Annotated in this window: 15 protein-coding genes and 1 pseudogene; 6 read left to right on the top strand and 10 right to left on the bottom strand. The window is 67.0% G+C overall.

The window, feature by feature from the left end; genetic code table 11:
• Nucleotides 1-74: 74 nt before the first annotated feature.
• The 3 genes from DB30_RS22920 to DB30_RS22930 are packed head-to-tail and all read right to left on the bottom strand — an operon-like array spanning nucleotide 75 to nucleotide 4,210.
• Nucleotides 75-1,058 (bottom strand): L-threonylcarbamoyladenylate synthase, encoded by a 984-nt coding sequence (locus DB30_RS22920; protein WP_052552541.1) that lies wholly within the window; start codon nucleotides 1,056-1,058, stop codon nucleotides 75-77.
• Between the two features lie 11 nt (nucleotides 1,059-1,069).
• A complete protein-coding gene (locus DB30_RS22925) occupies nucleotides 1,070-2,527 on the bottom strand; it encodes a coproporphyrinogen-III oxidase family protein (protein WP_052552543.1) in 1,458 nt (485 codons plus the stop codon).
• Between the two features lie 27 nt (nucleotides 2,528-2,554).
• Nucleotides 2,555-4,210 carry an FAD-dependent oxidoreductase gene (locus DB30_RS22930; RefSeq protein ID WP_052552545.1) on the bottom strand — a complete coding sequence of 552 codons (1,656 nt, stop codon included), beginning with the start codon at nucleotides 4,208-4,210 and terminating at the stop codon, nucleotides 2,555-2,557.
• 76 nt (nucleotides 4,211-4,286) lie between these two features.
• On the opposite strand from DB30_RS22930, the gene DB30_RS22935 reads away from it, so the two are divergent.
• The gene (locus DB30_RS22935; protein ID WP_052552547.1) at nucleotides 4,287-6,458 is read left to right on the top strand and encodes a molybdopterin-containing oxidoreductase family protein; all 2,172 of its coding nucleotides are present in this window, start codon (nucleotides 4,287-4,289) and stop codon (nucleotides 6,456-6,458) included.
• 34 nt (nucleotides 6,459-6,492) lie between these two features.
• On the top strand, nucleotides 6,493-6,945 hold the full coding sequence (locus tag DB30_RS22940) for a nucleotidyltransferase domain-containing protein (protein WP_052552548.1): 453 nt from the start codon (nucleotides 6,493-6,495) through the stop codon (nucleotides 6,943-6,945).
• A gap of 476 nt (nucleotides 6,946-7,421) precedes the next feature.
• On the opposite strand, the pseudogene DB30_RS22945 reads toward DB30_RS22940, so the two are convergent.
• Nucleotides 7,422-7,832: pseudogene (locus DB30_RS22945) on the bottom strand (AAA-type ATPase lid domain-containing protein); the annotation flags it as partial.
• 359 nt (nucleotides 7,833-8,191) lie between these two features.
• On the opposite strand from DB30_RS22945, the gene DB30_RS22950 reads away from it, so the two are divergent.
• Nucleotides 8,192-9,943 carry a pyridoxal-phosphate dependent enzyme gene (locus tag DB30_RS22950; RefSeq protein ID WP_052552554.1) on the top strand — a complete coding sequence of 584 codons (1,752 nt, stop codon included), beginning with the start codon at nucleotides 8,192-8,194 and terminating at the stop codon, nucleotides 9,941-9,943.
• 4 nt (nucleotides 9,944-9,947) lie between these two features.
• On the opposite strand, the gene folE2 is transcribed toward DB30_RS22950, so the two are convergent.
• The 5 genes from folE2 to DB30_RS22975 all read right to left on the bottom strand — a co-directional run bounded on the left by folE2 (nucleotide 9,948) and on the right by DB30_RS22975 (nucleotide 14,345).
• On the bottom strand, nucleotides 9,948-10,751 hold the full coding sequence (gene folE2 / locus DB30_RS22955) for a GTP cyclohydrolase FolE2 (protein WP_052552557.1): 804 nt from the start codon (nucleotides 10,749-10,751) through the stop codon (nucleotides 9,948-9,950).
• A gap of 66 nt (nucleotides 10,752-10,817) precedes the next feature.
• Entirely contained in the window at nucleotides 10,818-11,480 is a 663-nt protein-coding gene (locus tag DB30_RS22960) for a histidine phosphatase family protein (RefSeq protein ID WP_052552560.1), read from the bottom strand.
• Between the two features lie 2 nt (nucleotides 11,481-11,482).
• Nucleotides 11,483-12,667, bottom strand: coding sequence for a molybdopterin-synthase adenylyltransferase MoeB (gene moeB, locus DB30_RS22965; RefSeq protein WP_052552561.1), 1,185 nt, complete (start codon nucleotides 12,665-12,667; stop codon nucleotides 11,483-11,485).
• 278 nt (nucleotides 12,668-12,945) lie between these two features.
• Nucleotides 12,946-13,371, bottom strand: coding sequence for a hypothetical protein (locus DB30_RS22970; protein WP_052552566.1), 426 nt, complete (start codon nucleotides 13,369-13,371; stop codon nucleotides 12,946-12,948).
• A 68-nt stretch (nucleotides 13,372-13,439) separates the two neighbouring features.
• The gene (locus DB30_RS22975) at nucleotides 13,440-14,345 is read right to left on the bottom strand and encodes a hypothetical protein (RefSeq protein WP_146660194.1); all 906 of its coding nucleotides are present in this window, start codon (nucleotides 14,343-14,345) and stop codon (nucleotides 13,440-13,442) included.
• 240 nt (nucleotides 14,346-14,585) lie between these two features.
• Here DB30_RS22975 and pcnB point away from each other — a divergent pair, with 240 nt between their 5' ends.
• The 3 genes from pcnB (at nucleotide 14,586) to DB30_RS22990 (ending at nucleotide 19,212) form a co-directional block, all read left to right on the top strand.
• Nucleotides 14,586-16,007, top strand: coding sequence for a polynucleotide adenylyltransferase PcnB (gene pcnB, locus DB30_RS22980; protein WP_165703906.1), 1,422 nt, complete (start codon nucleotides 14,586-14,588; stop codon nucleotides 16,005-16,007).
• A 2-nt stretch (nucleotides 16,008-16,009) separates the two neighbouring features.
• Nucleotides 16,010-16,900, top strand: a complete 891-nt coding sequence (locus tag DB30_RS22985) for a class I SAM-dependent methyltransferase (protein WP_052552571.1) — start codon at nucleotides 16,010-16,012, stop codon at nucleotides 16,898-16,900.
• Nucleotides 16,901-17,004: 104 nt separating this feature from the next.
• Entirely contained in the window at nucleotides 17,005-19,212 is a 2,208-nt protein-coding gene (locus tag DB30_RS22990) for a VWA domain-containing protein (RefSeq protein ID WP_146660200.1), read from the top strand.
• A 19-nt stretch (nucleotides 19,213-19,231) separates the two neighbouring features.
• Here DB30_RS22990 and DB30_RS41605 read toward each other — a convergent pair whose 3' ends face one another.
• The gene (locus DB30_RS41605) at nucleotides 19,232-20,839 is read right to left on the bottom strand and encodes a right-handed parallel beta-helix repeat-containing protein (protein WP_052552575.1); all 1,608 of its coding nucleotides are present in this window, start codon (nucleotides 20,837-20,839) and stop codon (nucleotides 19,232-19,234) included.
• Nucleotides 20,840-20,872: the final 33 nt, after the last annotated feature.

Here is a 20,872-nt window from a genome sequence, read left to right on the forward strand (position 1 = left end):
ACTGGAAGTTTCGGCGACGAAGAGCTCGGCGGAAAGACCAAGCGAGGCGGCGTGAGGCGTTGCACCACGGGCTCCTAGGCCCGCACGGCGGAGCGAGCCAGGCGATCGCGGATCGCCGCCCACGCGCCCTCGTTGGGCACGGCCTCGACGAGGATCCGCGCGCAGCCAAGTTCATCGAGGGTGTGCAGCGCCGCGTAGAGCAAGCGCCCATACTCGCGCGGGTCCGCCGGCATGCTCAGGTGGTGGTCGACGCCGGCTGGCGCCTGCTCGGCGAAGCTGATCAGCCCCACCGGCCCCGCGCCGACAACCGCCGCTTCGATCTGGCCGGCCTCGACCACCCGCAGCTCCCCGCTTGGCGCGTAGTGCCGTCCAACCAGACCCGGTGACGACCGCGGCGCCGCCTTGTCCGGCGCAGCAGGCCGGGCCAGCGGACCCGTCACGGCTTCGAGCTCGGCCAGCGCCAGCCCGCCAAGTCGCAGCAACGCTGGCTGCGCGCCCGACAGATCCACGACCGTCGACTCAATCCCCACGCGCGTCGGCCCGGCGTCGAGGATCAGCGCCGCGTCAGGCCCAAGCGAGCGCGCGACATGAGCCGCGCTCGTTGGCGAGATCGCCTGAAACCGGTTGGCGCTCGGCGCTGCGATCGGCACGCCCGCAGCCTCGAGCAGCGCCCGCGCGACCGGGTGCGCCGGGGCTCGCACGGCGACGCTCGGCAGCCCCGCGGTGACCAGATCCGGCACCAGCGGACGCTTGCCCAGCACGATCGTCAGCGGCCCTGGCCAGAACTGATCCGTGAGCTCGGCCGCGAGCGGTGGCCACTCCGTTACCAACGCCTGCGCAGCTTCAGGGCTGAGCACGTGGACGATCAAGGGGTTGTAGCTGGGCCGCCCCTTGGCCGCGTAGATCTTCGCTACCGCCCCAGGATTCAGCGCCGCCGCGCCCAACCCGTAGACCGTCTCGGTTGGAAACGCGACCAGCTCACCCCCCACGATCCGCGCGGCGGCGGCCCGGATCACGCTGGGGTCAGGCCGCTCGGGATCGACAACGATGACGGGCATGTGAGACGAGCTCAGCCGGCCACGCGCAGGGCGATCTTGCGGTTGCGGACCAGGTCGTCGGCTGCCGTGGGATCGCGCCCAATGAGGTAGCCCTGGATCGAGGGTGCGGCGAACAGCGGGATGATCCCATTTTTGTCGTGCACGCCCTCGGGCGTCAAGCTCAGCGCGTCTTCGTTGAGCTCCATCAGCCCGCGGCCGACCAAGAACTCGATCTCGTCGGCGAACACCTGCTCGAGCGGGACCCCAAATTTGGCCAAGAACGGCGCGCGCTGGATCTCGCCAAAGTAGAAGCTGACCGCGCACATTTTTCCCATCATCTGGCGGACCGGCAGCTCGTAGAGATCCTGGATCGGCAGGCGCCCGGCGCTCACGCTCTCCAAGTAGGGCCGCAGCGTCTTGCCCGCGGCCCCGTCGTTGTAGGCGATCGTCGTGTGCGTGAAGGTCTGCGAGCCCAGCCCAAACCCGATGTAGGGGATCCCGGTCTGGACCCGCCGGGCCAGGTAGCTGCTGGTTCCGACGTCGCCGGGGATCCGCGAGTAGGTGGTCTTGCCAGGGTTTGCGTGATAGCCGGCCGCCGCGAGCACCTGCTTGGCGAGCGCCGTCATGGGCCGAACTTCCTCCAGGGTGACCGCGTCGGCCTGGTGGGAGATCCGCGTGAGCTTGTAGCGCATGCGGTACAGGGTGATGTACTCCGGGTCCAGCGCGATCGCGTGCTCGAGCGTGGCCCGCCAGCTATCCAGGCTTTGATTGGCAAAGCCGTACATGAGATCCAGGTTGAGCCGCGAGAAGCCCCCCGCACGAATCGCCTCAACGGCGCGAAAGTGGTGCTCGATCCCGTTCTCGGCCCGATTGAGCACTTTGAGCAGATCCGGCTGGATCACCTGAATGCCCATGCTGATCCGCTGGATCCCCAGCGCCCGATAGCCCGCGAGCTTGGCCGGATCCGCGGCCGCGATCTTGGGTGTGGTCTCGATGCTGATGTCCGCGTCTGCGACGAAGCTGCAGCGTGCGTGGATCGACGCCATGATCCGCGCGATCTCGGCGACCGAGAGATACGCCGGCGTGCCCCCGCCGATGTCCATGCCGTGCATGCGGCGGCCACCTAGCTCCACGAGCTCGTCGTAGCGCTCGATCTCTTGCAGCAGCGCGTCAACGTAGACCTTGGTGTCCGAGCGCTCGTCCTTGCCAACGACCGTGTATTCACAAAACGAGCAGCGGGTCTCGCAGAACGGCACGTGCACGTAGAGGCACATGTCTTCAAAGCCCGACAGGCCCGCCTGCGTGACCGCGAGGTGCTCACGCCGCGGGACCCGGTAGGGCTTGAAGGTCTGCTGGTGCGCGATCGGATAGGCGGTGTTGGCGATGTGATGGTTGCGCAGCCCGGCCGCGAACACCTCCGCGGGCGGGTAGCTCACGGTGTCGGCCGGCGCGGGTGCGCGCCACATCGTTGGGCTTGGGTTCCAGTTCATTGGCGTTGGTATAGTGTCCGAACAACACTAAGTGTGCAAGCTGTCAACTTCGCGCAGCGCGTTCAGCCCACCCGAGAGGTAGCCAGCCTCGGCGCAGCCCATGTGCGAGGCCGCCCGCGCCGCGAGGTAGGACTCGCGCCCGGTCTCGCACACGAACACGACCTGCTTCGCGGCCCGCAGCGCGCGGCGATGCTCGCGGAGCTTGGCCAAGTCCATGACCGTGGCCGCGAAGCCGTGGGCCTTGCGCTGCGACGCGGTCCGCACGTCGTAGACAAGCACATCGTCGCCGCGCTGGCTGAAGGCCTCGAGCGTCCACGGCCGCGCGTGCTTGGCCTGGGTCGCGACGACGCCGGCAGCGTTGACGATGTCGCGCGTCATCGAGTAGGGCGGCGAGTAGGCGAGGTCGAGCTGGGCGAGCTGGGCGAGGGTGAGCTTGGCCAGGATCGCGGTCGCGAGCACGTCGATCCGCTTGTCGACGCCGCCACGACCGACCACCTCGGCGCCAAGGATCCGCTCGGATCCCGACTTGCCCGACTTGCCCGACTTGCCGGAGTAGTAGAGCGTGAGCTCGAGCGGCTCGCTGCCCCGAAAGAAGGGATCGCAGGAGTGTCCCGCCAGCTGGATCTTGGCGGCCTCGTGTCGCCCACCGAGCTCCGTGGACCCGGTCCGCGCCACTTGCAGGGCCCCAGCGCGGACGATCGCGGTGCCGAGCGTTGGCAGCAGCGTCGCGTTCCCACCGGCAGCGTTCTCGCCCGCGACTTGGGCGGTCTTGTCCGCGTCGGAAGCCTGCGCGGTCCAGACCGGCTTGCGGGTGACGGCGTGGGTATGGCTCACGCAGATGCTCGTCGCGTAGACGCCGTCCAAGTTGGTTGCGCAGCGATCATCCACGTGGATCGATCCATCGCGCATCAGCTCGCCGCCAGCGGCCGCGAAGATCTGTGTACGTGGCCGGACCCCGGCGGTGATCAGGATCAAGTCCGTGTCGATGCGCTCGTCGCCGACGCGCACGGCGACGATCTTCTTGCCCTTGCGGGAGACCTCTTCGACCCCGACCCCCAGCCGAAGCTCGACCCCCGCGGCCGCGAGCGCCCGCGCAGCTTGGCCGGCCGCGGCGGCAGAGAACTCTGGCAGCAGCTGCGGACCTCGCTCGACCAAGGTCACCGCGCAGCCCCGGCGGGCCAGGCAGTCCGCAGCCTCGACGCCGTAGTAGCCGCCGCCCACCACCACCACCCGCTGCGCCCCTTTGCGCAGCAGCGCGTCGATTCGCTGCAGGTGGGCCGGGTTGCGCAGCAGCGACACGTTTGAAGCGATCGCATCGCCGTCGCCAAACACGGGCGGGACGATTGAGCCGGCCCCGAGCGCGTAGATCAGCGTGTCGTAGGGCACGACCCCGGCGCTGGTGTAGACCTTGCGCTTGGCGGCGTCGAAGCGCTCGACGCTGACCTTGGTGCGGACGTCTACCTCATAGTAGCGGCTGAAGAACGCCGCCCGGTACGGGGCGAGGTCAGCGCGAGCGTCGACTTCGCCGGACAGATAATAGGGGAGCCCGCCAACCGCATAGCTGATCGCTTCGGCCCGCTCGAGCAGGATGATGCTGGCGTCTGCGTTGGTCTCTCGCGCGCGCGCTGCCGCCGTCGGTCCGCTCAGTGCTCCCCCAAGAACGACAATCTTTTGCTTGGCCATGGCTGCTGCTAACTGCTCGAGATGGTACCAGCTGGGTCCAATGGTGAGCGGCTCCGCCCCCGAGTAGCATCTGTGCATGGCCCTTCGTCCTCGCCACGACCCTCGCATGCGCGTCGTCACCGGTGCGTGCCCGCATGACTGCCCCGACACCTGCGCGTGGCAGGTCGCAGTGGATCCGCAGACAGGCCGCGCGGTCGACATCTGGGGACACGCCGAGCACCCGTTCACAGCGGGCAAGCTGTGCGGCAAGGTCGACAACTACCTCGAGCGCAGCTACCACGCGGATCGGCTGACCACGCCGCTGCGACGGATCGGGCCCAAAGGCCAGGGTCGCTTCCAGCCAATCAGCTGGGCAGAGGCGATCAGCGAGATCGCAACGCGCACCAACGAGCTGGTCGAGCGCGAGGGCGCCGAGTCGATCCTGCAGTACTCCTACGCGGGCACCATGGGGCTGCTGCAGGGCGAGGGCATGGCCCAGCGCTTCTTCAACAAGCTCGGCGCCACGCGCTTGGGTCGAACGATCTGTGCGAGCGCCGGGACCCAGGGCATGCGCTACACGCTTGGTCGCAGCGTCGCCCCCGACCCACTCGACTTCGAGCACGCCCGCCTGATCTGGCTGTGGGGCACCAACACGCTCACCAGCAACATGCACCTTTGGCCAATTATCCAGCGCGCCAGTAAAGCGGGGGCCAAGGTCGTGGTCATTGATCCAGTTCGGACCCGCACCGCTCGCGCCGCCGACGAGTGGGTGCCCATTCGGCCAGGTACCGATGGCGCCCTGGCGCTGGGCCTGATGCATGTGTTGATCCGCGATGACCTGGTCGACCACGACTACGTCGCCCGCGGCGCCATCGGATTCGAGCAATTGTGCGAGCGCGCGCATGAGTGGTCGTTGGATCGAGTCGAGGCGATTACAGGAATTCCAGCCGCACGCGTCGAGGCCCTCGCGCGCGATTACGGCCGGATCAAGCCGGCCGCGATCCGTATCAACTATGGGCTTCAGCGGCATCGCGGCGGCGGGATGGCCGTCCGCAATATCGCGTGTCTGCCCGCGCTCGTCGGGGCGTGGCGCGAGCGAGGCGGCGGCGTGCAGCTGAGCAGCTCGGGGAGCTTCAGGCTCGATCTGAGCGGAATCGAGCGGCCGGATCTGCTCGGTGATCGAAAGCCACGTACCTTCAATATGAATCGGCTCGGCGAGGCCTTGAGCCTCGACCCCGAGCAGCGGCGCCGTGCTCACCTGCGCGAGTGTCCAAACGACCAAGCGCCGATCGACGCCGGAGAGCCTGTGCACGCGCTGTTCGTCTATAACTGCAATCCTGCCGCGGTGGCGCCGGATCAGGGCGCGGTGCTGCGTGGACTTGCCCGTGATGATCTCTTCACCGTCGTGCTCGAGCACTTTGCGACCGACACCGTCGATTGGGCCGACATTGTATTGCCCGCTACCACGCAGATCGAACATTGGGACATCGTCAGGCCTTATGGGCACCTGTATTTAGGACTCAACCGCCCGGCGATCGATCCCGTCGGCCAGAGTTTGCCCAATTCCGAGATCTTCCGACGCATCGCGCAGGCGTGTGGCTTTGACGAACCGTGCTTTCACGAGCCCGACGAGGCGATCCTCGCGGCCTTCGTCGACGCGCAGCGCGATCCGACCATGGCCACGATCAGCTGGGCGCGACTCCTCGAGCAAGGGTACTGCCGCCTCGACGTGCCCGATCCCTACCTACCCTTCGCAGACGGCGAATTCCCCACGCCCAGCGGCCGCTGCGAGCTCTACAGCCAGTCCATGGGCGATGCAGGATACGATCCGCTGCCCACCTATTTGGCACCGGCGGTCAGCGCCGAACAGGCCCAGAACGGCGAAATTCTGCACTGCATCTCGCCCCCCGCCCACTCGTTCTTGAACAGCACCTTCGTGAACGTGCACAAGTTTGCCCGCCGGGAGAAGCAGCCGTTCTTGCTGCTGCACCCCGATGACGCCAGCGAACGTGGTATTGCTGATGGCACGCAGGTCAGCGTGGAAAACCAGCGAGGCAGCGTGCGTCTGTCTGCACGGGTGACGGAAGAGGTGGTGCGCGGCACCGTGGTCGCGCCGGGCATCTGGTGGGCCAAGCTCAGCCCTGAAGGTCGCAACATCAATTGGCTGAGCCCCCCTGATGAAACCGACATGGGAGCGGGCGCCCGGTTCTTTGACGTGCCCGTGTACGTGCGCGCCTGTGTCACCGAAGTTTGTGTCACCGAGGGTTGAGATCGTCACACGAATTTAGTGGTACCCTTGCGCCGTGGATCTCTATGCGGAGCTTTGTGCCTTCGTGCGAGGGCTCGACGACGCCGGAGTGGAGTACGCCCTGTGCGGTGGGCTGGCGATGGCGGTCTACGGTGTCCCTCGGGCCACGCGTGACATCGACCTGCTCGTTCGCCGCGGCGACCTCGAAGAATTTCGGTTGGTCGCCCATGCCCGCGGCTTCACGGACGAGCTGTTGTTGATGCCTTTTCGCAGTGGCCTTTCGGCCCAACGGTTTCGGGTCCCCGGAACAGACGACCCCGATCCGCTGACCCTCGATGTCCTGCTGTTCGAGGGCGAGCTCGATCTGGTGTGGGGCTCGAGAACGCAAGTGGAGTTCGAGGGCGGCAGCATTTGCGTGGTCTCCAAGCAGGGTTTGATCACACTCAAGCGTAGGGCCGGCCGCCCGCAGGACCTCGTGGACATTCAGCTGCTAGAGATGCTCGATTAGGAATGAAGGTGACGACCATGGCAACGATGACGATTGACGCAGTGGACATGAGCGCTCAGGCCGTCTCGACACGGCTTCGGCTAGCGTGCAAGCCAACCACTCCCGCGCTCCAACATCGGCCCCTGGTCGCCATGGACGCGCTCTCGGTGTCTGCGAGGTTGCGCTCGGTGTCGGAAATGGGCGCCCTGTGTCAGATCTTGGGCCGCCCCGTCGAGCGGCCACGACCACGACCACGGATGGCGGGGTAGACCCCCCACCTAGACCTTGGACTGCAGCCGCTGGCGCGTGTGGTCGCTTCGCTCCTCGGGGCCGTTTGTTCGCATCCGCATGTGTGGTCCCCTACAAGGCCTACAAGGCCTACAAGGGGGCTCTGCGCCGCCGGGCCCCTGCATGCGCGGCGGGCGACGGCCGCGCCGGCACGAAGTGCGAGCAAGCTGAGCTGGCCGCGCTCGCCAAGGCGTGCGTGTTACCAGCGCTCAGATCAGGCCATGCTTGCGCAGCAGTGAGCGCAAGTGCTTGCGATCCAGCTGGGCCTCGCGGCCCGCAGCAGAGATGTTGCCGTCGTTGCGCACCAGCAGATCACGGAGGTACCGGCGCTCGAACCCGTCGAGCAGCAATTGCTTGGCCTCGGCGTAGGGCAGCAGCGTACGCACGAGGAGCTCGTCGTCCTCGCGGGAAGCTTCGCCGGGCAAGCTGATGCGCAGCTGATCGAAGCTGTGAGCTTCGGGCGAGAGCGCCAGCGCCCGGTCGAGCACGTTGCGAAGCTCGCGGACGTTGCCGGGCCACGAATCTCGCTGGCAAGCCGCGATCACCCGCACGTCGACCTCGACCTCATCGTCGCCGCCAACGGGCCGGACCCGCCGGGACTCGAGCGACCGCAGCAGCCGCGGCTGTACAGCTGCGTTTCAGCGCCTCGCCCTCGACGAAAATTCCTGCGCGAGGCGACGCGATGCATTGCACCACGGGCTCCTAGAGAGGCGAGCCCAGCTTCCATCGCAGCTGGACTGGGCATCCAGGCCAGGCCAGGCCAGAGTGGGTGCGAGCTCGAAGTCGTATTGTCCATGGGTCAGCAATGGGCCTTCGGACCACGGCCCTCGGATCATGTGAACTCATAGTTTGCGTACATTCGGCCAAGTGCAGAATTTTCCGGGTGTTAGGCGTTCGAGTCATATGTATTCGCCATATTCGCATTTGCCCTCGTGGTCGCCTTTGTTATGCTCCGCGGGTTGGTGGGGAACGAGATACAATGAACGATTTGTCCTTCGATCATTGCGAGTCGCTGGCGCCGGTCACCGAGCAGATCATCGATCAGCCATCCACGGCGATGGTTCTACAATGGCAAGAGGTCGACGCCGCGCTCGACCAGTTAATTCGTTCGCAGTTGGGGCCCAAGCCGCAGCCACAGCCAACCCCCCGGCTTCGCGTTCTGGATCTTGGCTGCGGAACGGGGCGCAGCAGCGCGATCCTCTGCAACATTCTGGCGAACCGCGTGCAGTCGCTGACCTTGGTCGATGGCAGCGAGGTCGCGCTCGAGCGGGCCAAGCAACGGCTCGCGGCGCACGAGCCCCAGGTTCACCACGCCGAGCTCGACACCCTGCAAGACGCATTGCAAGCCGGGCGCCTCGCGGAAGGTAGCTTTGATGTGGTCATCTCGGCGCACGCGGTTCACCACTTGTCGCACGCCAACAAGCGCGCGTTGTTTTCTGCGGTGTCTCGGCTCTTGGCACTCGGAGGCAAATTCATCATGATCGATATTCTGCGGCTCTCGAGCTTCGAGTGTGAACTCGCGGAAGTAGCAGAGCGCGATATACAAGCGCGCGCGCGAAGCCGCGTGGCCGCGATCTCTGACGGCCCGCTCGCGCGTGCACCAACAATCAACGCAACAATCGATCGCCGCGCAACGCTCAACGAGCATCTCGCATGGCTTCGCCAGGCCAACATGGAGCCCGCGTGCGCGTGGCGCGGGCTCGACACGGCGATCTTCATCGCCCGCGCCCGGGCTCGTCGGGGCACCCATGCCTTTCGACCGGAGCTCGCGCCGCCTCAGTTCGACTCTGTGCTCGAGACCATCGGCAACACGCCGCTGGTGGCGCTGCGCCGCGTGTGTCGCGACTTGAACGGCCTCGTGGTGATGAAGCTCGAGGCGTTCAACCCCGGCAACAGCACCACAGACCGGGTCGCCATAGAGATGCTCCGCGCAGCCAGGCGCAGCGCGGCCTTGCAACCTGGGCAAGTGGTCGTAGAGGTCGTGCACGGAGCCACCGGCGCCGGTTTGGCGCTTGGCTGCTGTGTGCTCGGGCATCCGTTCGTCGCGGTGATGAGCCGCGGCGGCTCGATGGAGCGGGCCCAAATGATGCGCAGCTTTGGGGCCCAGGTCGTGCTCGTGGATCAAGACGTCGACTCGACCCCCGGGCAGCTTTCGAGCCGTGATCGTGCGCTCGCAGAGGCGCGCGCCCACCAGCTGGTCCGCGAGCACGGCTACTTTCGGGTTGACCAATTCGAGCTTCGCGCCAGCGTGCGCGCGCACGAGTACGGCACCGCCCAAGAGTTGCTTCGTCAGAGCAACACCCCAATTGATGGGTTCGTCGACCTCGTGGGCCCGGGGGGGACCTTCAGCGGAGTCGCGCGCGGGCTCAAGGCTGCGCAGCCAAGCACCGTGTGCATGGCGATCGAGTCCGCGCCCGCGCCCGGCCTCGCGGGTTCGCACATCACGGACCTTCGTGACGGCGCGGGTGACGGGGACCGCGTTCGGGATCGTCCGCAACTCGATCGCTCGGACTGTGACGGGTTGCTGACCGTCTCCAACGAAGACGCGATCGCCCATGCCCGTCTGCTCGCCCGGGCCGAGGGGATCTTTGCTGGGTACGCGACCGGGGCCAACCTCGCTGGTGCGATGTTGCTGCTCGAGCAGCTTGGGCCTGGGGCGGTGGTCGCTTGTCTCGCGAGCGACAGCGGCCTCGACTATCTGAACACCGCGCTTCACAGCGCGACCATCTGACGGCTCAGGCCGGCCGAGACCAGGTCACCTGCGCGAACGCAGCGTGATTGTGGATGCTCTCGTGGTTCTCGGCGTGCACGCGGAACCAGCGTATGCGGCGATCATCTTGCAGCACCCGCGCGACGTTGCGGACCATGTCCTCGACGAACACGGGGTTGTCGTAAGCCTGAACCGTCACGTAGGCCTCGTCGGGCCGCTTGAGCAGCGGGTACACCGGCGCCGAGGCCGATCGCTCGGCGACGTCGATCAACTCTTCGATCCACACGAGCTGCGGCGCGCCGTCATCATCGTGATCCGTTCGCACGCTGATCGTGATGTAGCCGCGCTGGTTGTGGGCGCCACGCTCGGAGATGGCCTTGCTGCACGGGCACAGGCTGGTCACGGGCACCCGCACTCGCAGCACGAAGTCGTTGGGCGTCGGCGCGTCGCTGACCTCGCCAATGAACGCGCAGGCGTAGTCCATCAGCGCCTTGGCGCCGCTGACCGGGGCGGCGCGCTCCAAGAAGTAGGGGAACTCGACCTCGATGCGGGCGCTGGCGGCGTCGAGCCGGTCACGAAGATCACGGAGGATCGCCGGCACGGTGCGCATCGTGACCTCGCCGTGGTGCTCGTTGAGCACCTCCACGAACCGGCTCATGTGTGTGCCCTTTTGCTCGCGCGGCAGCGACACCGACATCGTGAATGTGCCGATCGTCCGCTGCTTCTCGGTCGCGCGGTCGAGCACGACGATCGGGTGGCTGAGACCGGCTACGCCCACGCGGTCGAGGGCGATCTCTCGATCATCGAAGAGGCCCTGGACGTCCTGCATCGTCGGCGTCGTACCACGGTTTTGTGGGGGCACAACACCGCTGGCTTCCGCGTGGGCGAGCGGCGCTCACAGGTTGCGAGCGACCAGCGACCAGCGCTTGCGGTCCCAGCTGAGCAAGTTCGCCGTGGCGTTGCGCAGCTGGAACTGCGGCCAGTCGCGCAGCGGCTGGTTGAGCGCGTGACAGACGAACGCAGCCTGGGCCATCTGGTGGCAGACAACCGCGATCACGCGGCCGCGCCAGCTGCCGCCAAGCTGCGCCAGGATCTGCTGGACCCCGCCGTCGACGCGCTGTGCCAGCTCGCCCATGCTCTCGCCGCCGCCGGGGATCTGCACGTGGGTGGGATCCCGCTTCCAGGCCCGGAAGAACGCGGCGTGCTCGGTCAAGATCGGTTGGAAGTCGAGGCCTTCGAACGCGCCCTGATCCAGCTCGCGCAGGCCTTCGATGACGACCGGGGCGCCCGCCGCCCCGGCCAACCCTGCCGCCGCCAACCCTGCCGCGGTCTGCTGGGCCCGCTGCTGCGGCGAGCACCAGACTTTATCGACCTCACCTGCGAATCGTTGCCCGAGCGCGGCCGCCTGCTCACGACCGCGCTCGTCCAAGGGAGGATCCGAGCGCCCGCCGCAAAACCGATGCTCGGCGTTGAACGAGGTCCGGCCGTGACGGACCAACAACACCGCGAGCGCGCGTTGGTCCGCGACGCGGCGCCATGGTTGATCAGAGCCGTCCAAGCTCACTGGACATTACAAAATTGCTCGTAGTCGATCAGCTGAATCTCTTCAGGCGGCTTCGAGCACACGCGGCAGTGGGGATCCTTGCGCAGCTTCATGGTCCGCCACGTGGTCGCGAGGGCGTCAAACACCATCAGCCGACCCGACAAGGACTCGCCGACCCCCAAGATGATCTTGAGCGCCTCGTTGGCCTGCAGCATGCCGATCATGCCGGGCAACACCCCGAGCACGCCGGCCTCTTGGCACGAGGGCGCCATCCCGGGCGGGGGCGGATCCGGGTACAGGCAGCGGTAGCAGGGCCCGCCGTCTTCGGGGTTCGCCATGAAGGTGGTGATCTGGCCCTCGAACCGGAAGATCGACGCGTGCACGACCGGCTTGCCCAGCTTGAGGCTGGCGTCGTTGAGCAGGTAGCGGGTTGGGAAGTTGTCCGCGCCGTCGACGATCAGATCGTACTGCGAGATGATGTCGAGCACGTTCGAGCTGTCGAGCCGATCCTCGATCGGGATCACCTTCACGTCGGGGTTGAGCGCTTGCAGGGTCTTGCGCGCGCTCTCGACCTTGGTCATGCCCAGCCGCTCGATGTTGTGCAGGACCTGGCGCTGCAGGTTGGACTCGTCGACCACGTCATCGTCGACGATGCCGATCGTGCCGACGCCCGCGGCCGCCAAGTACAGCGCGCTCGGCGAGCCCAGCCCGCCCGCGCCCAAGAACAGCACCTTGGCGTCGAGCAGCTTGCCCTGGCCGGCCTCGCCGACCTCGGGCAGCATGATGTGCCTGCTGTAGCGCTTGAGCTGCTCGGCGCTCAGCACCCGCGGTCGCTCGAACGGGAACCCAGCGTTCTTCCAGGCCCGAAACCCGCCGACCATCGACGAGACCTTGGTGTAGCCAAGTTCGCTGAGTGAGCGAGCGCCCAGCGCCGAGCGGACACCACCTGCGCAGTAGACGATCACCTCGCGGTCGCGATCGGCGACCAGATCTTCGATCTTGAGCTCCAAGAACCCGCGGGGGATCCACTCCGCCGTTGGGATGAAGCCTTGCTCGTACTCGTCGCGCTCGCGCACGTCGACCAGCACCGGGGGCGCGCTGCTCCCCTTGGGATCATCGAGTACGCGGGCTTTGGTGTCCTCGGCCGAGACTTCGTGGATACCTTGTTTGACCTGGGACAGGACTTCGTTGAACGTCGCCATTGATTTACCTGTTCTTCGTGGGGTTGTTTGACCCGACGATTTTGCTGATTAGAGCATGCCAGGTGCCTGCCAGACTCTGACCGAACTGGTCCAGGTCGTCAACGATGACATTGTACGGGTCATTTACCGTAAAATAGCTCGCCGCCTGGTGCCCGCAGGTGGGCGAGTCGTCCCCGCCCGAGCTGATGGCCGTTCGCTGCTCGGTGAACCGTTGCACGCAGGTGTCCGCAAGCGGGCGAGAAGTCTTCGCCCGAGCTGAACGCAGCTGGCGTCCGCGCCTACAGGCGCTTCGCGTGGAGCAGCACCTTCAGGCCCTCCGAGAAGTTGACGCGGATCTTGCTGTCCTCGACGCCACACACGACGCCGGGTCCAAACTTCTTGTGCTGGATTTGATCGCCAAGGCTGAAGCGCTCGCTGATCCCATAGTCGCGCGTGGGCTTGTTGGGATCGAGCACGATGCCCGCGCTCGCGGTTGGCTTGGCACGGGCGCGCGTAGCCTTGGGACCCGCGCTCTCGACCTTGCGTCGCGTGGGGTTGAGGTTGGCGTCGGGAGCGTCACCGGTTGGCTTGAAGCGGTGCTGCTTGTTGCACTGCTTGCACTGCACCTTGGTGATCTTGTCGCCGATCTTCGCGACGACGACGTGCCACACGTCGCCGCACGGATTGCACATCGCTTCGATGTCAGAGCCAACTTCAAAGGCCATCGCGGGGCGAGTGTAGTCGTTAACGGCCGGCCGTCACCCCACCGCGCCGACTCTCTTCGTACCCGCCTTCAGCGCAGCTCGATGCCGGCGAACAGATCCCGGCCCATGACCGACTCGTAGCCAGCCGCGTAGCCGTTGGCCGTGGGCCGTGACACCACCAGCTCACAGTGCGAGCGGCACCCACAGCTGGGGAGCTCGAGGCCCAACTCCGCGACGATGCGCTCGAGCGCGTGCGCGAACACCTGCGCCCGGCGAGAGCGGAGCTTGTACACGGAGGCTTCAGCCGGGACGGGCACGCTGCCCAGCAGGATCATCGCGTCAACGGCGTAAGCCCGGCCGAGCTCGAGCAAGCCCGCGATGGTGAGCTCGCGCTGGCACGACACGAGGTTGCGCAGCTGCTGGGTGTGAAGCTGACCCACGACCACCACCACGTTGCGCACGTCCGCGGCTTCCACGTTGCGGACCAGCGGCATGAAGCCGTTGGGTTGGTCGTGGATGCCCGGCATCACCGGGCCGATCCGCGCGACGATCGGGAGCTCGAGGGTCTCGATGTGCTGGGCCTGAAGCAGCAGGGCCACCGCCGGATCGGCTTGCTCACCAAGCAGGGCGCGCTGCACCTCTGGCTTGTGGTGGGCGACCTCGAGCTCGACCACGACGCCAGCGCCGAGATCTTGGGCCTCTGTCAGGGCTGCGACGACCCGCTTGGGCATGACGACCCGGGTTCGGACGACGACCCGGCGGCCGCGCACGGCCAGCCACCCGATTGCATGGGCGATCCAGCTGGCATCTTCGCGGGACCGCATCAACAAACTGACAACGGGGACCCTCGAGCCGCGCGACTCACGCTCAGCGAGCAACTCGGACAGCATGGGCTCGAGCTGACCCCGCTCGAAGTGGTCCGCGAGGCCCCAAATGGCCAAATGCTCACCATCGCAGGCTCGTTCGACGGTTTTTGCGTGGCGTGGGGAACTCATGACCAGTCCTGATAAGTTGTATAGTGTGATGCTGGGGTCCGCGCCAGGCCTCTTGGATCACCTGATCTGTCTCAGACAACGCGCTACCAGCTTCCCTGGGCCAAATACGGTCGAAAGGACAGCCACCGCGGATGGCGCATGCTCTGGCCCCACCTGCTGCCCACTCTCAAAGCCCCGCGCATCGCGCTGGCCCGTGCCTCTAAAAGTCTGGTCCCGCCTGTGCTAGACGACGGCCAAGCCGTGACTAGCGACAATTTAAGCTCAGAGCCCGACGACACACCGGGCGAGCACACCGCCGGCAAGAACCACCCGCTGCCGCTGGCAGACATCGACACCGAAGCCCTCAAGGTCGTCCGCAAGCTGCTCGCGGCCAACCATGAGGCCTATCTGGTCGGGGGGTGTGTTCGGGATCTCTACCTCAACCGCAAACCCAAGGACTTCGACGTCGCGACGAGCGCCCGGCCGGAGCAGATCCGCCGCGTGTTTCGCAACAGTCGGATCATCGGTCGGCGGTTCAAGCTCGCGCATGTGTTCTTTGGATCGAAGATCATCGAGACCGCGACGTTTCGCTCGGTCCCGAACGAAGACGCGCCCAACGAGGGCGAGTCCGATGACGACGACCTGCTGATCACCCACGACAACGAGTGGGGCAACATCGAGCAGGACGCTCGGCGGCGCGACTTCACGATCAACGGGCTGTTCTACGACATCGAGCACGAGGAGATCGTCGACTTCGTCGATGGCGTGGCCGATCTCGATCGCGGTGTGGTCCGCACGATCGGCGACCCCGAGGTCCGTTTTCGTGAGGATCCCGTGCGGATGATCCGGGCGATCAAGTTCGCCGCGCGTCTGGACTTCACGATCGAGTCGGACTCGTGGGCGGCCCTGCTCGCCTGCGCCCCCGACATCGCCCGCTGCTCGCGGGCCCGCCTGGTCGAGGAGCTCTACAAGCTGCTCCGCGGCGGCGCGGCCAAGCGCGCGTTCGAGCTGATGCTCGAGGCCAACCTGTTTCAACACATCTGGCCGGCCTACATGGAGCTCTATGACGACGTCGGCGGGCTTCGTCGTCCCAGCCGCGCGCAGCCCTCGGATCAGCCGGGCTCGTTGTTTTGGCGCTACCTCGGCGCGCTCGATGACTACGTGATCGAGACCGGCCACGTGCCCAGCAACGGGGTGATCCAAGCGATCTTGTTCGCGCCCCTGCTCGATCAGCTGCTGCTCGAGGCCAACCGGGCCGAGCTCGACGTCCGCGTTGACGACCTGATGACCCCGCCCTGCGGCGCGCTGGGTGTGGCCCGCCGCGATCGCGAGCTCGCGCGGCAGATCTTCATGGCCCACCGCCGGATGATCCAGCCCAGCCGCAAGCGCGGGCGCAAGGCGTCGCTGGTCCAGCGCCAGTATTTTCACGACGCCTTGTTGTTCTTGGGCTTCTCGGTTGAAGCGCGGGACCTCGACGGCAGCGCCTTGGATCAGTGGCGCGCGCTCGCGGTCGTGCACAACAGCAAGGCCGACGGGCCCGACGATGACGGCGGCGGTGGCGATCGCGGCGGGTCTGGCGGGCAGCGCAAGCGCAAGCGCAGCCGTCGGCGAGGCAAGTCCAAGTCCGGTCCGCGATCGGGTGGTGGCCGGACCGGCGCGTCGCGCTCGGCGAGCGAGAGCTGAGCGTGGGCCGGCGCGACGAGCAGCGAGCCAAGGGCAAACAAGCACGGGCCGAGCAGCTCGCACAGGAGCTCGCGCGCGGAACGACGGAGCACTACGTCGATCCGCTGCTCTACGATCTCGAGTACGCGGATCAGCACGACGACGTCGATTGGTACGGGGCGCTGGCCGATGAGCGCGGCGTTGGCAAGACGATCCTCGAGCTCGGGGCTGGCAGCGGGCGGATCTCGATCCCGCTCGCGGACGCCGGCCATCACCTGCTCGCGCTCGATCGCATGCAGCCCATGCTCGATCACTTGTTCACCAAGCTCGACCGGCTAGCGAAGGTGGGCGAGCCGGTGTCGGGCACGATCGAGCCGCTGCTGGCCGATATGACCCAGATTCCGCTCGCGGACCACAGCGTGGGCTTGGTGATCGCGCCGTTCAACTGCTTGATGCATCTGTACACGTGGCGGGAGCTGCTCGCGTGCTTCCGTGAGGTCTACCGCGTGCTCGAGCCCGGCGGGTCGTTTGGCTTTGACGTGCTGCTGCCGGATCTGGACTGGCTGCGCTGGGACCCCCACGAGCGCCACGCGGTCACCCGCTTCGAGCACCCCCGGACCGGCGCGCAGATGATCTACTCGACCAACCACGAGTACGATCCCGACACCCAGATCTGCGATGTGCGGATCTACTACGACGACTACGACTTGGAGTGGGACGGCCTGCGGCCCGGCGTGAAGCCGGTGTCGATCGTGCACCTCGCCCATCGGCAGATCTTCCCGGAGGAGGCGCGCGCGCTGCTTGGGGTGGCCGGGTTCGAGATCGAGAGCCACACCGGGGACTTCTTGGATCTCTCGCTGTCGAGCGACGTCGAGGTTCAGGTGTTCGTGTGTACCAAGCCCACGAAGCCGTGACCGTCGCGGGGGCGCGGCGATGCGAAACAGCACGCGAGCGACCCGGATGCGGGCGAGATCGATCCCAACCGGCGCGCGCGACGATCCTGCGCTAGCCTGGCCCGGTGCCAGATAGCCTGCCCCGCACGAGCACCCGAGCAGAGATGGTGAGCCCGCGACGCGGCTGGGCCGGCCGGCCACGTCTAACCAAGCTGTGCGGGTTTGCGCTGGTGTGCGGGGTTGCGCTGGTCGGCGCGCCCGCGCAGTCCGACACCCTCGAGGCAGATCCAGACGCGGGCTACGTCCCGATCGACGAGCTCTCGTACGAGACGATCATTCGCCCAGGCTCCGGCTACGAGGCCGAGCTCGCGATCCGCATCGCCCTCAACAACACCAGCGTCAACGTCCAAGACATGGTCCTCGCGCTGGGCGTGCCGCGCGGCAGCGAGCTGACGGGGATCTCGATCTCCGCGGGCGGCGACTGGATCGAGGGTGAGGTCAGCAAGGTCGCCAAGGCGGCCAACGGGCCAGGCGTTGGTCGCCGGGATCCCGGGTCGGTGTTTGCCCACGAGCTCGAGTCGGCGGGTCCAGGCGAGCTCCCCGGCGTCGAGATCGTGGCGTTTGGTCTGGACCCGAAGGCGACCACCCAGATCGAGCTGCGCCTGCGCGTGCTCCCGTTGCTGCGCGGGGATCGGTGGCAGCTCGAGCTGCCGCGCCGCAACCTCGAGCTGCCCAACCTCAGCGATCAGCGTCGCGTGATCGTGCAGAACCTGGGCAAGGACGAGAACTTTTATGTCGACGGCAGCTCCAGCGCGGGCACGCCCTACATGGTCACGCGCTCGGAGGACGCGATCGTGGTCGAGTGGCCCGCGCAGATCCGCAACAACACGGCGCAGCTCGACGGCAGCTACGAGGTCTCGCGCGACGCCGACGGCCAAGGTGGGCGGCTGCGCGTGGCCCTGCGCCTGGGTCCGAGCAAGGCGATCGCGCCGGATCACGTGGTGCTGGTGGTCGATCGCTCGCAGTCGAGCTCGACCACGCTTCCGCGCGACAGCAGCCGGGTGTTCTCGCAGCTGCTCGAGACCCTGCCTGCGTCGACAACCTTTGACGCGGTCACGTTTGCCCGCGAGGCGGAGCGCTTGATCGATCCCAAGTTCTTCGTCGACGGCAAGGCCCCGCGGGCCGACAACGAGCAGGCGCGGGCAGAGCTCTCGCGCGCGTTGGGGGTCACGGTCGCGGGCCAGGGCACGGATCTGCGCGCGGCCATGCAGCTCGCGGGTGAGCAGCTCGCGGCGCGGGGGGCCAAGCGTCCGCTGATCTTGGTGGTGACCGACGGCATGCTGCCGCCAAGCGTCAGCGCCGATCAGATCACCCACGCGCTCGACGGCTCGCTGGGCAAGGCCAAGCGCCCGGAGATCCTGTTTGTCGTCGATGATCCGCTGCTCAACATGCGCGGGCTCCCGGCCGACCACGCGATCGCAAACCTGGCCGCGGGGCTCGGCGCCAGGATCTCGCTCGAGACCCTGGCCAACCTTGGGCCTGCGCAGGTCAACGAGCTGTTGGCGGCGCCCAAGGTGCTCGGCAATTTGTCGTTGTCGCTGCCCGATACCGTTGTGCTCGACGAGCCGCTGCCCAGCGGCCTCGTCGCGGGTGACTTCGTGGTGCTCGAGGGCAGCTACGGCGGGCGCGCGCCGTCCAAGATCACCGTGCGCGGGCGCTTTGGTGCGGCCAAGGTGTCGACCAGCTTCAAGCTCGCCAAGCGTGCGCCCCGGCCCGAGGCGATCGCGACGGCGCTGCGTGAGGGTGATCGGCCCCGCGCCGTGCAAGAGGGCCTGGTGCTGCCAGACTGGTACACGCCCAGCATGCGCCGGACCACGACCATGAACGTCACGCAGGCGGGCCGGGTTGGCTGGGTCGCAACCGGGCAGCTCGACTCGGCGATCATCGAGCGACAGCTGCGGACCCGCGTGCTGCCGCGTGCGCGCGCCTGCTACAACCAAGCGCTGACCCGCAACCAGATCCTGGATGGTCGCGTGGAGCTGCGCATGGAGGTTGGCAAGGGCGAGGTCATGATGGCGGGGCTGACCAAGTCGGCGCTCAGCCACGCCGACGACAAATTGCTCGCGTGCCTCGAGGGCGCGGCCTGGGCCATGGACGTACCGGCCGGCAACTTGGACACGCAGGTCTATGTGATCAACTACCCGCTCGAGTTCGTGCCGCCCAAGGGCGGTCAGCCGCCTCGCGCGGGAGAGAGCCGTGACCCCATGCTCGAGCGCTTGGTTCGTAGCGCGGATGTGTTGTCGGACTATCAGAACACCCACGGGCGCGACTGAGCCGCAGACACAGCGGGCGTCAGTCCTCGCGGCGGCGAGCGGCGCCCAGCAGCGCCAACAGGCCGAGCGTGAGCGCGGCGCCGCCGACCGGGTCCCCCTTGCTCGAGCAGCTGCAGCCGCTGTCGGTGCTGCCTGCGTCAGCGCCCGCTTCTCCGCCGGTCTCCCCCGTGCTGTCGTCGCCACCGCTCTCGGCGCTGCCGCCGTCGCCGGACTCGTCGCCAGCGGTCCAGCCTGCGTCATCGCCGTCGCCGTCACCGTCGCCGTCGCCGTCGCCGTCGCCGTCACCCGGGGGCGGTTCGTCCGTGTATTCGTAGGCGCCGACGTCGGGGGCGGCGGGATCACGCGGGACGTTGTCGATGTCTTGGGTGCTCCACTCGCCCGCAGCCCGGCCCGCGCCGACGGCCACCGAGTCCTCTAGCAGGTGAAAGTCGCCAGCCGCCGGGTCGACGAACCCGGCCTCGGCCACGCTGATGTCCACGATGTTGTTCTGATCGTCCCAGTCGACGTCGCCGCCGGGCGCGATGTTGCCGTTGCCCGACTCGAGCACGAGGTTGTTCCACGCCAGGTTGCCGGCCAGGTTGCCGCCGAAGATCGCAATACCCCAGCCGGCCGAGCGCAACACGGTGTTGTGCACGAACACGTAGCTCGAGCCGTCGAAGTCGTCGTTCGAATTCGAGTAGATCCCGCTCTCGCCAAAGTCGACGACGAGGTTGTCGTGCACGTACGTGCTGGCGGCCTGCTGGATGAAGATCCCGTTGGTCGGGCCGCGCTCGAGTCGGTTGCCCCAGATCTCACACTGCGAGCCGCCGCCGATCTGCATGCCCTGTTGTTGATACTGCACGCCCTCGAGCCCAACGTCGCGAATGTAGTTGGCCCACACCCGGCAGTCGACCGGCGAGACCCCGACCTGCATGCCGTCCCAGCCGGTGTTCTCGATCAGGTTGTGGTGGATCTGCACGCCGTGGTGCTCGTGGGGATGGAGCACGACCGTCTGGCCATCACACTGGAACTCGCGCCCGCCGTAGCCGGTGCTGCCAAAGTAGATACCCTCACCCCGGGTGTCGTGGATCCAGTTGTGGTGGAGGCGGGTGTCGTATTGGATGAAGTTGCCGAGGTTGGCCGAGCCGTCGCAGGTTGACTCGGTCTTGAGGCTGAAGCCGGCAAAGCCGGTCTCGTAGACCTCGAAGTGATCGATCTCGTAGTCGCTGCTGAGCCCGCCCACGGCCACGCCGCTGGCCGAGTAGTCGGGCCCGTCCTTGGCCGCGCGGACCCGAAAGCCGTAGGTGTAGTCGGTGTCGCCGGTGCCGGTGATGTGGACGTAGCGCGAGCCGTCCATGGTCAGGCCGTAGCCGCGATCTTCGTTGTCGATCTCGACCACGCCCTCGCAATTGCGGACGGTGATCCACTGGTCTGGGGTGCCGTTGAGCTCGTACAGACGCAGGAATTCGCGGGCGCCACCGCGCACACACACGCTGTCGCCGGGCGCGATGCCAAGCTCGACGCCGTTGGCCGAGGGCGTGGCGACGTCAATGATGTGATCACAGTCGCAGACGCCGGCCGCTTGGGCGCGCGCGGGGGCGAGTAGGCATGTACCAAGCAAGACGATTGCGACGGGTAGAGCTCGCATGTGATGCAATGAGGCGCGAACTTGGCGAGCGTG

The organism is Enhygromyxa salina (assembly GCF_000737335.2).
In the GTDB taxonomy this organism is placed as follows: domain Bacteria; phylum Myxococcota_A; class Polyangia; order Nannocystales; family Nannocystaceae; genus Plesiocystis; species Plesiocystis salina_C.

Coding starts and splice junctions, on each gene's coding strand:
- DB30_RS22925 (WP_052552543.1), bottom strand. CDS start 2,527: ATGAACTGGAACCCAAGCCCAACGATGTGGCGCGCACCCGCGCCGGCC.
- DB30_RS22935 (WP_052552547.1), top strand. CDS start 4,287: ATGGCCCTTCGTCCTCGCCACGACCCTCGCATGCGCGTCGTCACCGGT.
- DB30_RS22920 (WP_052552541.1), bottom strand. CDS start 1,058: ATGCCCGTCATCGTTGTCGATCCCGAGCGGCCTGACCCCAGCGTGATC.
- folE2 (WP_052552557.1), bottom strand. CDS start 10,751: ATGCAGGACGTCCAGGGCCTCTTCGATGATCGAGAGATCGCCCTCGAC.
- DB30_RS22930 (WP_052552545.1), bottom strand. CDS start 4,210: ATGGCCAAGCAAAAGATTGTCGTTCTTGGGGGAGCACTGAGCGGACCG.
- DB30_RS22970 (WP_052552566.1), bottom strand. CDS start 13,371: ATGGCCTTTGAAGTTGGCTCTGACATCGAAGCGATGTGCAATCCGTGC.
- DB30_RS22975 (WP_146660194.1), bottom strand. CDS start 14,345: ATGAGTTCCCCACGCCACGCAAAAACCGTCGAACGAGCCTGCGATGGT.
- moeB (WP_052552561.1), bottom strand. CDS start 12,667: ATGGCGACGTTCAACGAAGTCCTGTCCCAGGTCAAACAAGGTATCCAC.
- DB30_RS22950 (WP_052552554.1), top strand. CDS start 8,192: ATGAACGATTTGTCCTTCGATCATTGCGAGTCGCTGGCGCCGGTCACC.
- DB30_RS41605 (WP_052552575.1), bottom strand. CDS start 20,839: ATGCGAGCTCTACCCGTCGCAATCGTCTTGCTTGGTACATGCCTACTC.